The sequence below is a fragment of the Nonomuraea solani genome (assembly GCF_900108335.1).
Lineage (GTDB): Bacteria > Actinomycetota > Actinomycetes > Streptosporangiales > Streptosporangiaceae > Nonomuraea > Nonomuraea solani.
The window spans coordinates 251,569-263,427 of the sequence record NZ_FNVT01000016.1 but is presented as its reverse complement, the minus strand read 5'-3'; the positions used below and the strand labels follow the sequence as shown (position 1 = coordinate 263,427).

General features: G+C 70.1%; 14 protein-coding genes. 7 read left to right on the top strand and 7 right to left on the bottom strand.

The features are described 5' to 3' along the window. Window positions 1-87 precede the first annotated feature (87 nt). The 4 genes from C4V41_RS42440 (at window position 88) to C4V41_RS42425 (ending at window position 4,525) form a co-directional block, all read left to right on the top strand. The gene (locus C4V41_RS42440) at window positions 88-960 is read left to right on the top strand and encodes a hypothetical protein (protein ID WP_160150577.1); all 873 of its coding nucleotides are present in this window, start codon (window positions 88-90) and stop codon (window positions 958-960) included. 73 nt (window positions 961-1,033) lie between these two features. Next, window positions 1,034-2,221, top strand: coding sequence for a cytochrome P450 (locus C4V41_RS42435; RefSeq protein ID WP_103961677.1), 1,188 nt, complete (start codon window positions 1,034-1,036; stop codon window positions 2,219-2,221). Between the two features lie 26 nt (window positions 2,222-2,247). Further along, on the top strand, window positions 2,248-2,883 hold the full coding sequence (lipB, locus tag C4V41_RS42430; protein WP_103961676.1) for a lipoyl(octanoyl) transferase LipB: 636 nt from the start codon (window positions 2,248-2,250) through the stop codon (window positions 2,881-2,883). Window positions 2,884-2,986: 103 nt separating this feature from the next. After that, window positions 2,987-4,525, top strand: a complete 1,539-nt coding sequence (locus C4V41_RS42425; protein ID WP_103961675.1) for an alpha/beta fold hydrolase — start codon at window positions 2,987-2,989, stop codon at window positions 4,523-4,525. A 40-nt stretch (window positions 4,526-4,565) separates the two neighbouring features. On the opposite strand, the gene C4V41_RS42420 is transcribed toward C4V41_RS42425, so the two are convergent. Continuing rightward, entirely contained in the window at window positions 4,566-5,390 is an 825-nt protein-coding gene (locus tag C4V41_RS42420) for an NAD(P)H-binding protein (RefSeq protein WP_103961674.1), read from the bottom strand. Window positions 5,391-5,453: 63 nt separating this feature from the next. Beyond that, window positions 5,454-6,968: an amino acid permease gene (locus tag C4V41_RS42415; protein ID WP_103961673.1), complete on the bottom strand. Its 1,515-nt coding sequence runs from the start codon at window positions 6,966-6,968 to the stop codon at window positions 5,454-5,456. A gap of 153 nt (window positions 6,969-7,121) precedes the next feature. On the opposite strand from C4V41_RS42415, the gene C4V41_RS42410 reads away from it, so the two are divergent. Continuing rightward, a complete protein-coding gene (locus tag C4V41_RS42410; protein ID WP_103961672.1) occupies window positions 7,122-7,691 on the top strand; it encodes a TetR/AcrR family transcriptional regulator in 570 nt (189 codons plus the stop codon). A 54-nt stretch (window positions 7,692-7,745) separates the two neighbouring features. Beyond that, window positions 7,746-9,404 carry an alpha/beta fold hydrolase gene (locus tag C4V41_RS42405; protein WP_235030728.1) on the top strand — a complete coding sequence of 553 codons (1,659 nt, stop codon included), beginning with the start codon at window positions 7,746-7,748 and terminating at the stop codon, window positions 9,402-9,404. On the opposite strand, the gene C4V41_RS42400 is transcribed toward C4V41_RS42405, so the two are convergent. After that, on the bottom strand, window positions 9,401-9,946 hold the full coding sequence (locus C4V41_RS42400) for a type 1 glutamine amidotransferase domain-containing protein (RefSeq protein ID WP_103961670.1): 546 nt from the start codon (window positions 9,944-9,946) through the stop codon (window positions 9,401-9,403). The two genes, C4V41_RS42405 and C4V41_RS42400, sit on opposite strands and share 4 nt — an antisense overlap. 112 nt (window positions 9,947-10,058) lie before the next feature. Between C4V41_RS42400 and C4V41_RS42395 the strand changes: the two genes are divergently transcribed. Beyond that, window positions 10,059-10,319, top strand: a complete 261-nt coding sequence (locus C4V41_RS42395) for a heavy-metal-associated domain-containing protein (RefSeq protein ID WP_103961720.1) — start codon at window positions 10,059-10,061, stop codon at window positions 10,317-10,319. Here C4V41_RS42395 and C4V41_RS42390 read toward each other — a convergent pair. Genes C4V41_RS42390 through C4V41_RS42380 form a run of 4 tightly spaced genes read right to left on the bottom strand, consistent with a single transcriptional unit; the run spans window position 10,316 to window position 11,732 of the window. After that, window positions 10,316-10,933, bottom strand: coding sequence for a class I SAM-dependent methyltransferase (locus C4V41_RS42390; RefSeq protein WP_103961669.1), 618 nt, complete (start codon window positions 10,931-10,933; stop codon window positions 10,316-10,318). The two genes, C4V41_RS42395 and C4V41_RS42390, sit on opposite strands and share 4 nt — an antisense overlap. A 58-nt stretch (window positions 10,934-10,991) precedes the next feature. Further along, entirely contained in the window at window positions 10,992-11,141 is a 150-nt protein-coding gene (locus C4V41_RS64665) for a hypothetical protein (protein ID WP_235030727.1), read from the bottom strand. 6 nt (window positions 11,142-11,147) lie between these two features. After that, window positions 11,148-11,351, bottom strand: coding sequence for a MarR family transcriptional regulator (locus C4V41_RS64660; protein WP_235030726.1), 204 nt, complete (start codon window positions 11,349-11,351; stop codon window positions 11,148-11,150). A gap of 18 nt (window positions 11,352-11,369) precedes the next feature. Beyond that, on the bottom strand, window positions 11,370-11,732 hold the full coding sequence (locus C4V41_RS42380; RefSeq protein ID WP_200824589.1) for a ribosomal maturation YjgA family protein: 363 nt from the start codon (window positions 11,730-11,732) through the stop codon (window positions 11,370-11,372). Between the last annotated feature and the right edge of the window lie 127 nt (window positions 11,733-11,859).

The following is an 11,859-nucleotide window of genomic DNA, read 5'->3' as shown; positions in this document are numbered from 1 at the left end:
CCCGCCGAGATCACCTTCGCGGGCAACGGTTCGGGCGGCCCAGGCGTATTGATGGTCGTCACCTCGTACCCGTGGAGGAAGAACCAGATGAAGTTCGCGATTCTCGGCGTCGGCCTGGCCCTGGGCGCCCCCGCCCTCGTGAGCACACCGGCACCCGCGGCGGCGGCCGGGCCCGAGGGCGCCTACTGGCATTACCGGATCCTGACATCGAAGGCCCACCCGGGGCGGTTCGGCAGCCGGGCGCACCCCTACACGCTGGTCGAGCGGCAGGTCATGGAGTGGTGGAGCACGGCCGGCGGCAAGGCGTCGTCCGGCTTCCGCAACCTCGGGGCGGTGCCGAAGAGCGCGGCGGACAAGAAGGCGTGGCAGCGTGACGGCTCTCCGGCCAAGTGGACCAAATCGCTCGACGGCAAGGCCGCGAAGCTGTCCACCCAGCCGTCGAAGGGCTACGTCACTCCCATGAGGAACGAGAACGCGTACCAGATCGCGGGGCAGCGGCTGACGTACGACGAGGTCCAGCGCCTGCCCGCCGACCCGAACGGCCTGAAGGGCTGGCTCGTGAAGACGGCCCAGGTCCGCAAGCTTCCGGCGTCCAATGTCGATGGCTGGGTGAGCGGGTCGCTGCCGCGGATCCTCCACGCGATGCCCGCTCCGAAGCAGGTCCGCGCCGCGGCCTACCAGGCGCTGCTGACGATGCCGGGGGTCCGCTCCGAGGGAAACGCGACGGACCCCCTGGGCAGAGCGGGCGTGAGCGTCGTGATCGCGGACACGAGCGAGCAGAAGGAGGGCACGCTCACGGCCAAGACCAAGATGATCATCGACACCGGCGAGATGGTGCTGCTGTCGCAGGTTGAGACGCTGTCGGTCAAGGGCGAGGGCGCCGAGAGGGAGGGCGCCGTCCAGACGGTGGCCGAGACCGGCTGGACCGACGCCCCGCCGGCCGTACCGGCGCTGCCGTAGCCGCCCATTGATCGGCCGCCTCCGGTGATGGATGTTGGTGGGACACGCGACAGCGAACCCTGAGGAGTTCGACATGAGCGACGCGGCGCCGGTCACCATGCCCACCCTGCGGCAGGCCCCCTTCGACCCGCCGGAGGAGCTGGCGAAGTGGCGTGAGGAGGCCCCGATCCGCAGGTTGCGGTACGCCGACGACCACCTCGGCTGGCTGGTCACCGGCTACGCGGCGGCCCGGGCCGTGCTGGGCGACAACCGCTTCAGCAGCAGGCCGGAGCTGCACCATCCGACGACGCCGCAGATCGGCCGGCACATGGCCCTGCGCCGGCCGCCCGCGTTCTTCGTCCGCATGGACCCGCCCGAGCACACCCGCTACCGCAAGCTCCTGACCGGCCAGTTCACCGTGCGCCGGATGAACCTGCTGGAGCCGCGGATCGCCGAGATCACGACCGCCACGCTCGACGCGATGCTGCGCACGGGTCCACCGGCCGAGCTGGTGCGCGACTTCGCGCTGCCGATCCCGGCGCTGGTGATCTGCGAACTGCTCGGTGTCCCGTACGACGACCGCGACCACTTCCAGCAGCGGGCCTCGATCATCGTGTCGCTGGAGGCGAGCACGGAGCAGAAGCAGCAGGCGATGAACGACGTGAACGTCTACGTCCGCGACCTGGTGGCCGACAAGCGGGCGCACCCGGGTGACGACCTGATCAGCGGCCTGTCGGCCGGCGGGGAGCTCACCGAGGAAGAGCTGGCCGGCGTGTCCATGCTGCTGCTCCTGGCCGGGCACGAGACGACGGCCAACATGCTCGCCCAGGGCACGTTCACCCTGCTCACCAGCCCCGCCCAGCTCGCCGCGCTGCGCGGTGACCCCGCCCTGGTGCCGGGGGCGGTGGAGGAGCTGCTGCGCTATCTCACGGTGCTCGACTTCACGGCCCGGACGGCGCTGGAGGACGTGGAGCTAGACGGTCACGCGATCAAGGCGGGGGACACGGTGACGATCTCCCTGCCCGCGGCCAACCGGGACCCGCGACGGTTCACCGACCCGGCCGTCATGGACATCACGCGGGAGGCGGTCGGCCATCTGACGTTCGGCCACGGCATCCACCAGTGCCTGGGCCAGCAGCTCGCCCGCAACGAGATGCGCATCGCCCTGCCCGCCCTCCTCACCGCCCTCCCGGGCCTCCGCCTGGCGGTACCGGCCGACGAGGTGCCGATGCGGTCGGACATGCTGGTGTACGGCGTGCACCGGCTACCGGTGACCTGGTAGGCGGGCGCCGCGCATATCCTCGATGCATGAGGGCAAGGCCGCTGACGCTCATCCAGGATGAGCTCGTCGACTACGACAAGGCGATGGAGCGCATGACCGACCTCGTCGGGCAGCGCCAACGGGACGAGCGGCCGGACACGCTCTGGCTGCTCAGCCATCCGTCCGTCTACACGATCGGCCGCCGCACGCCGGTCACCCACCTGCCCGACCCCACCCGCGGCATCCCCGTCGTCGAGACCGGGCGGGGTGGGCAGCTCACCTACCACGGCCCCGGCCAGTTGGTCGGCTATCTCATCGTCAAGCTGGGCGAGAGCGAGGGCATCGTCGACTACGTGCGTGAGGTCGAGCTGCGGCTGGTGGAAGGGCTGGGCAAGCTGGGGCTGGGCGCCGAGCGCCGGGACACGCCGCCCGGGTCCGAGTTGCTGACCGGGGTCTGGACCGTCGAGACCGGGCGCAAGATCATTTCGATCGGGATGCGGCAGAGCCGGGGTGTCACCAGCCACGGGTTCGCGCTCAACGTCGACGGCGACCTGACGCCGTGGGACTGGGCGGTCGCCTGCGGGATGCCCGACGTGGACATGACCTCGCTCAAGCGCGAGCTGGAGTCCGTCTCCATGGCCGACGTACGCGCGGCCGTGGCGGAGGTATTCGAGGCGTCCTAAGAGGACATTCGGAAAAATATGCTTCATGTGAGGTTCTGACCAGGCATGATCTCTTGTTGGCCGTGAGCCCCTACCGGGTCTACCGACCAACGATTGGAGCATTGTGCGAAGAAAGACCTCCCTGCTCGCCGCCGCCTTCGTAGCGATGGCGACGTTGTTACCCGTGTCTCCGGCCGCCGCGGATCCGCGGCCGGCCGTTGATCAGCAGGCCCCCAAGACGGGCACCATCACGTGGGCGCCCTGTGAAGAGGAGCCCGAGGCCGAGTGCGGCAAGCTGGCCGTGCCGATCGACTGGTCCAAGCCGGACGGCGCCACCATCGACCTGGCGATCGCCCGCCGTAAGGCCACCGACCCCGCGGCCAGGATCGGGTCCGTGGTGATCAACCCGGGCGGTCCGGGCGGGTCGGGCGTCGAGGCCGCGTACGGCGCTCCCGGGTTCTTCACCGAGGAGCTGCGGAAGCGGTTCGACATCGTCGGCTTCGACCCGCGCGGCGTGGGCCGCAGCAACCCGGTGATCTGCTCGGCGTCGGTGTACAACCAGATGCCGCACACCGTCATGAAGAGCCAGGCCGACTTCGTGGCGTGGAACACCTTCACGAAGAAGCTGCACCGCGACTGCCGGGCCCGCACCGGCCCGCTGTACGACCACGTGGACTCCGTCGACGTCGCCCGTGACCTGGACGCCCTCCGCGCCGCACTCGGCGAGGAGAAGCTGACCTACTACGGCATCTCGTACGGCACGCTGATCGGCCAGATGTACGCCGAGCTGTTCCCGGACAAGATCCGGGCCCTCGCGCTCGACAGCAACATGGACCACAGCCTCGGCATCAAGGGCTTCCTCGACACTGAGGCCGTCGCGGTCCAGGACTCGTTCGACCAGTTCGTCGGCTGGTGCGAGCAGGACACCACCTGCGTCCTGCACGGCAAGGACATCCGGGCGATCTGGAAGGACCTGCTGGCCAAGGCGCGCCGCGGCGAGCTGTACTACCCGGGCGTGCCCGACCGTCCGATGACGGAGCTGCAGGTCATCTACAACGCCGCGCTGGGCACCGAGGGACCCGACTGGCGGCTGCTGAGCGAGGTCATCAACACGCTCAACGGCGGCGAGCCGACGGGCGAGCTGCCGCCGCTGCCGGGCCGGGGGCCCGTCGAGGGTGACGTCGCCTGGATGCCGACCGCGATCCTGTGCCAGGACTACAACCTGCGGGTGCGCAGCTACGCAGAGTACGCGGCGCTGCGGTGGAGCTCGGCCCGGCGCGCGCCGGACGTGCGCTACCACCCGTACCCGATCGACGACATGCCGATCTGCCTGAACTACCCGACCACCAACCAGCCGCACAAGCTGCGGTACACCGGCGACACGCCGATCCTGCTGGGTAGTTCGATCCACGATCCGGCCACCCCGCTGGAGTGGTCGCAGAACGTGGCCGCGCAGATGGGGCCGAAGGCTGTGCTGCTCACGTACGAGGGCTGGGGGCACCGCATCTACGGCAAGGACAAGTGCCAGACGGACTACATCGACAACTACCTGATCTCGCAGGTCGTGCCTCCGCACGGCACGCGCTGCGCCGTGGGCACGCTCAAGGACACGCTCAAGCGGCAGGGTCAGACGACGTGGCAGTCGGGCAAGCTGCACTGGTGAGAAGAGCGGGCGCCATCGAACCCGGTGGCGCCCCTTTCTCTCAGCGGAACGCGGCGGCGTGGGCGGTGGCCCACTGCTCGAAGGTGCGTGGCGGTCTGCCGGTCACCTCCTCGACGGTGGGCAGGACGCGCGACTCGTCGAGGGTGCCGTCGCTGTAGAAGGAGAAGAACGCCGCCACGTACTCGGCGGGCATGGCCGCGCTCATCTGGGCGCGGGCCTCGTCATCCGACTGGCCCTCGAAGGTCAGGTCACGGCCGAGCACGCGGCCCAGGATCGCCACCCGGTCGGCGGGCAGCAGCGGCTCGGGGCCGCTGAGCTGGTAAACGCGCCCATCGTGGTCGGAAGGGGAGACCAGAGCCGCGCGGGCCACGGCGGCGATGTCGGCGGGGTCGACGGTCGCGGTGCGCACGCCGCCCCACGCGTCGCGTACGACGTCGCCCTGGGCGAGCTGCGGCAGCCAGCGCAGCGCGTTCGACATGAAGGCGCAGGGCCGCACGAACGTCCAGGCCAGCCCCGACTCGCGGACGGCCGTCTCCGAGGCGATCATGTACTGGGAGATCGCGTTCGAGGTGTCCGTGGCCGTGGTGGCGGGGCTGGTGAGCAGCACCACGGACGTCACGCCCGCGCTCCTGCACCGCGCCAGCATGCCCGGCATGTCGCGGTAGCCGGGCAGCAGGAACACCGACGACACGCCGTCCAGGGCCTCCTCCAGCGAGGCGGGGTCATTGAGGTCGCCCGTCACCTGGCTCACGCCCTCCAGCGCGACCGGTTTCCTGACCAGGGCCCGCACCGGCCGGCCCGCCTGGCGTAAGGCCTCGACGACCTCGCCGCCGACGTTGCCGGTCGCTCCAGTGACCAAGATCATCGTAGTGTCCTCTCGAAAGGCTCCTGAGTGGGTACGGCCACGTGAGCCGTACCCACGCAGAACCTAGTCGACGGTGCGCCGGGGACCCGTGAACCAGTGCTTGGCCGACAGCGTCCACCACAGCGCGATCCCGATCAGCACCACCCCGACCGCGATCGGCGCGTAGTTGACCGACGTCCACGTGAACTCGGGATTGCCCGGAATGCCCTTGGGGGACAGCGGCATGATGAAGTAGATCGACACGATCACGATCTCGACGCAGGCGATCCAGCACAGGACCTTGTACTTCCTGCCGAGCGTCCACGGACCGGGCGTGAAGGCGTCGCCCATGCGCAGCCGGAGCCAGATCGGGATGAGGAAGGCCAGGTAGAGCCCGATGACCGCGATCGACACGACGGCCAGGAAGGCGACCGGCGTGGCCGAGCCGGGAGGGGCGTAGAGGGCCGGCAGGGTGATCAGCGCGGCCGCGACGCAGCCCGCGATGATCGCGTTGACCGGAGTGCGGTTGCGGTCCACCTTCGACCACAGCCGCCAGCCGGGCACCGCGCCGTCGCGCGAGAACGCGTACGTCATGCGCGACATCGACGTCACGCAGCTCATCCCGCAGAAGAACTGCCCGATCGTGGAGATCGCGAAGATCGCCGTGGCGAGCTGGGGCGACAGCGCGGTCTCGAAGATGGCCCCGACGAAACCGCCCTGTTTGTTGAGCTCCTCCACGTTCGTGGCCGCGAACAGGAACGACAGCAGCAGGATCCAGCCGCCGACGGCCGAGTAGAAGATCGACTGCCACAGCCCGCGCGCCGCGCTCTTGGCCGCGCCCTGGGTCTCCTCGGAGACGTGCGCGCAGGCGTCGAAGCCGGTGATCGTGTACTGGGTGAGCAGGAAGCCGAGCGGCAGGATGTAGAGCCAGAACGGCAGGCCGCTGTCGCCGAAGTCGAACTCGGTGTTCTCGTTCGTGCCGCCGAAGACGAAGCCGAGCGACTGGTGGTTCTCAGGCGCGAAGACCAGGATGGCGACCACGACCGCCGCGCCCGCCACGTGCCACCAGACCGAGACATTCTGCAGCACCGAGATCAGCCGGTGGCTGAAGATGTTGATCAGCGCGTGCAGCGCGAGGACGATCACGAACAGCAGGAACGCGTTCGGGAGCGAGGCCTCCCACGCGCCGCCGGTCAGCCGGTTGATGGTGATGTTGAGGAAGGTCGCGCAGCCGTAGTCGACCGACGCGGTGACGGCGATGAGGCCGATCAGGTTGAGCCAGCCGGTGAACCAGCCGTGGATCGGCTTGCCCAGCTTGGCGGCCCACCAATAGATGCCGCCCGCCGTCGGGTACGCCGACACCAGCTCCGACATGCAGAAACCGATGATCAGAATGAACGCGGAGATCAGCGGCCAGCCCCACGAGATGGCGATGGGGCCGCCGTTGTTCCACGCCTGCCCGAAGGTGGTGAAGCAGCCGGCGAGGATGGAGATGATCGAGAAGGAGATGGCGAAGTTGGAGAAACCGCTCCAAGTACGGGCCAGCTCCTGCTTGTAGCCGAGCTCGGCGAGTCGTCTGGAATCCTCTTCAGTGGTCATTGAGGTCTCCCTGGGGGGCGTGCGGAGGACGCTCCTTTTGGTCTACATCTAGACCATTCTTCTCCTGGGTACAAGGCGTTACACGCGGGTTTCGATCTCGTCAGGGTGACGGGTGTTTGCAATTAATATGCAGATCGGTCTATTTTGGAAGCCATGGAGGAACGGAAGGGGCGCAAGGGAGCCGAGACGCGGGCCCGGCTGCTGGACGCCACGCAGGAGCTGCTGGAGAGCGGCGGCTACTTCGGAGCGGGGCTCAACCAGGTGATCGCGGCGGGCAACGCGCCGCGCGGCTCGCTCTACTTCCATTTTCCCGGCGGCAAGGACCAGCTCGTCGGCGAGTCCGTACGGCGGGCCGGCGCCGCCGTCGGCACGGCGCTCGGCGAGATCGCCGACGCGGCCCCCACGCCCGAGGCCATGGTCGAGAGCGTGCTCGACTTCCTCGGTGAGCGGCTGGAGTCCTCCGGGTGGCGCAAGGGCTGCCCGGTGGCCACGGTCGCGCTGGAGATGGCGGCCGACAACGACCCGCTGCAGCAGGCGTGCTCGGAGGTCTACACGTCGTGGGAGGCCGCGCTGCGCGCCAAGCTGGACGGGCGGCCCGACGCCGACGACCTGGCGGTCACCATTCTGGCCCTGGTGGAAGGGGCGTTGATGCTGGCCAGGGCGCATCGGAGCAGGGAGCCCCTGCACCGGGTCGGGCGGCAGGTCCGGGTCCTGCTGGCCTGAGTTTTTTCATGGCCTCAAAATATGCAGATCGGTCTACTTATAAGGAGGAATGCCGTGGATGCGATCGTGTTCGGCGGAGGCGGGTTCATCGGGCGCTCGCTCGTGGCCGAGTTGCTCGGGCGCGGGCAGAGCGTGGCGGCGGGCGTACGGGGGCGGCCGGAGCGGCTCACCACCTGGCTGGCGGATCAGGGCGTGGACACCGGGCGGCTCACGGTCGTCACCGCGGACATCTCGCAGCCCCTCACCGGGTTGCCCGAGGCGCGCGACGTCTACAACACGGCCGGAAACTACGCCTTCGGGCTGGACCCGGCGCAGGCGCGGGCGGCCAACGTGGCGGGCCCGCTGCACGTCGTGGACTGGGCCGCGACGGTCCCCGGCCTGCGCCGCCTGATCCACATCGGCGGCTACCGCATCGCCGAGGGCCAGGGCGGCAAGAGCGGGGGCGGTGCGTACGAGGCGTCGAAGAAGGAGGGCGACAAGGCCGTCCGGGCGCGCGCTCGCGAGCTCGGCGTCCCGCTCACCATGGCGCATCCGTCCACCGTGATCGGCCCCGGCCAGTACATCGGCCTGGCCTCCGTCGTCCACGACCTGTGGCGCGGCAGGCTTCCGGCGGTGCCCGGCAGCCCGGAGGTGTTCCTGCCGGTGGTCACCGTCGGCTACGTCGCCCGCTTCCTTGCCGAACTGCCCGCCAGCCCGCCCGGCCAGGACCACTGGCTGCTCGACGACGACACCCCGCTCCTGCCCGACCTGCTCCGGCTGCTGGCCGGCCACATGGGCGTCGCCGCGCCCCGCCGCCACGTGCCGATCGGCCTGCTCGAACGCCTGCCCCGAGCCCTGACCGGCGCCGACCCCGAGACCCTGCCGTTCCTGTCCACCGACCGCTACCCGACGGCCTCGGCCCACGCCCTGGCCGCCGGCGCGGGGCTGAGCATGCCCCCGGTCCGCGAGGAGCTCCGCCACTGGGCCGACCACCTGGTGGCCAGCCGGTTCGGCACGACGGAGCCGTGGCCGGGCACCCAGGGATTTCAGGACATCGCCGGATCGCGAACCTGGGTCATCGGCGACCGGACCCGCCCCGCCCACGTGCTGCTCCCCGGCCTGCCGATGAACGCCGACATGTGGGCACCCCTCGCCTCCCACCTCAAGGGCCCGATCCTCACCGCCGACCTGCCGGGCCTGGGCCGCTCGGCTCCAGGCGAGTCGCTGGATCGTTGGCTGGAGGAGTTGCTGGCGCCCGCCGAGACGCGGCCGGTCCTGGTCGGCCACTCGCTGGCCTGCGGCCCCGCGCTGCGGTTCGCCGCCAGGCACCCGGACCGGGTCGCCGGTCTCGTGCTGGTCGCCCCGGCGTTCCTGCAGCCGGTCGGGCCCGCCTATCTGCGCTCGGCCCCGGCGGCCGCCCTGCTGCGCAGAGCGCCGGTGGCCAAGCTGCTCGGCCTCCCCGCCGATGACCCCGCGGTGACCGCCTCGCTGGCCGACCTGGAACGTCCGGGGGTGGCCCGCCGGGTGGTGAAGGCGCTGCGCACCGCCGCGGCTCCGGCGAACCGCGCGGAGCTGCGCCACCTGCTCACCACCGTGACGGTCCCCGTGACGATCATCGCCGGGACGGCGGACGCCCCGGTGGAAACAGCGCTCGCGACCGCCCAGGTCACGGGCGCCGGCCACTATCCGCAGCTCACCCACCCGGACCAGGTGGCCGATCTGCTGGGGGTCTAAGAGCCGAACGCGTCCATCGCCGCCTGGCAGAACGCCTTGAGGTCGTCCGGCTTACGGCTGGTCACCAGCATGTTCAGCCCGGCCGTGCAGACCACGACCTCCTTGTCCACCCAGGTCGCCCCGGCGTTGCGCAGGTCGGTCGCGACGCTGGGCCAGGAGGTGAGCGTACGGCCGCGCACCACGTCCGCCTCGACCAGCGTCCAGGGCGCGTGACAGATGGCGGCCACCGGCTTGCCCGCATCGAAGAAGGCACGGGCGAACGCCACCGCCTTCGGCACCGTACGCAGCAGATCCGGGTTCGCGACGCCCCCGGGCAGCACGAGGCCGTCGAAGGATCCCGCGTCGACGTCGTCCACCGTGGCGTCCACGACGAACGTGTCCGCCTTGTCCAGGTGGTTGAACGCCTGGATCCGGCCGGGTTCGGTGGAGACGAGCCGGGGCGTGCCGCCGGCCTGCTTGACCGCCTTCCACGGCTCCGTGAGCTCGACCTGCTCCACTCCTTCCGGAGCGACCAGGAACGCGATGGTCTTGCCGTCCAGCATGGGGACTCCTCCTCCGTGTTTCCCACCCCCTTACCGACGGCGGCCGATGTATGCGCGTTTTACCCCCAGGGGGTATAGTGCCCGTCAAGGAGTCGACGATTGAGGAGTGATCATGACCGTCACCACGTACCAGGTTGAAGGCATGACCTGCGGTCACTGTGTCAGCGCCGTGACCACCGAGGTGGGCAAGGTGGCCGGGGTGAGCGGGGTCGAGGTCGATCTGGCGGCCAAGGCGGTGACCGTGACGAGCCAGGCGCCGCTCGACGTGGCGTTGATCGACGCCGCCGTCGTCGAGGCCGGCTACGAGCTGGCCGGCAAGGTCGACCTGCTCCCGCAGGCCGGCTCGTGCTGCGGTGGGGGGTCCTGCGGCTAGTGCTCGGCCAGCACGCAGACGACGGGCGGTTTCAGGGGAAGGGTCTCGACGCGGGTCCGGGCGAATCCGGCCTCGCGCAACTGATCGATGATCTCCTGGGCGGCCCGCGCCGAGGTCTCCGCGGTGGCGCCCGGGCAGCGGGGCTGCGAGGCGATCGCGATGCGCCCGCCCGGCTTGAGCAGGGCACGTAGCTCGGCGAGGCGGCGCGCCGGCTCCGGCCACATGCCGAGGGTGTTGACGGCCATCACGGCGTCGAACGGCTCGTCGAAGGCGGGTAGCCGGTCGCTCGGCGCCTGGACGAGCCGCACCCGCCGGGCGCGGACGGCGGCGGCGTTGCGCCGGGTCGCCTGCCGCACCATCACGTCGGAGTGGTCGACGCCGTAGACCACTCCGGCGGTGGCGCGGCGGCTCAGCTCGGCGATGGCGATGCCCGGGCCGAAGCCGACCTCCAGCACGCGGTCGGCGGGCCGCACGTCGAGCAGCGAGACCACCCAGCGGTTGCGCCGCCTGTTGGACGAGCGGTGCGCCATGACCCATCCCGCCAGTCGTCCGCCCATGCCGCTGGGGCGGTGGAACTGGCGCGCCATGGCCTTCTTCACGAGATCGAGGTTCATGAGAGCGAGGTTCATGGGAGCGAGCCAACGCCTTCAAGCGCGCTTGAAGTCAAGCGGCTCAGTCGCCGAGGTGGCGCAGCAGGGTCCTGCCGATCTCCTCCAACTGGCGAAGCTCCGGGCTGAGCACGTCGATCAGGTGGGTCCGCACGCTCTCGACGTGCTGCGGAGCGGCCGCCCGCAGCGCCTCGAAGCCCTCGTCGGTCAGCACCGCCAGTCACCCGCGCCGGTCGGCCGCGTAGTGCTCCCTGCGCACCCAGCCCGCCTGCTCCAGCTTGTTCACCGCGTGCGAGACGCGGCTCGGCTTCGACCGCGTCCACTTGGCCAGCTCGGCCATCCGCAGCGTCCTGTCCGGCGCCTCCGACAGCGGGCCGCCGTGCCGAACGTGCGTCAGGCGCGCTGCTCGTCCTCGCTGAGCCACTCCATGCGCGGAAAACTATCAAAGGTTGCGTGCTGAAGTATCTCTCCTGAGCCACAGCGCGTGGGCGGCCCAGCAGACGGCGCCGCCCACGGCGTACCAGAGCAGGTCGGGGGCGTTGAACGTGCTGCCGAGCACCGGCCGCAGCACCGCCGGGATCGCGCCGAGCTGGGCGAACTCGATCACCCAGCTCAGCCCGACGGACACCGCCGCGGCCGCCCACGGCCGCACCTTCGGCAGGGCGATCACCACGAGAGTGTAGATCAACGCCGTGTAGAGGGCATCGCCCGCGTATTTCGGCGCCGGACCGTCCCACAGAGCCCGTACGCTGAGCCCGCACACCACGATCACGACAGCGGTGACGGCGGCGAGTGGACGGGGCACCAGGTCACCGTAGTGCCGAGTGCGCTGAAAATTTACACCGCCCAAGGAAACGAAGATGAAACAATTTTCCGCCACTCGTTGACACGCGGTCTCCGTATGGTGTGCCTTTCTCTACACAGGAAACCCC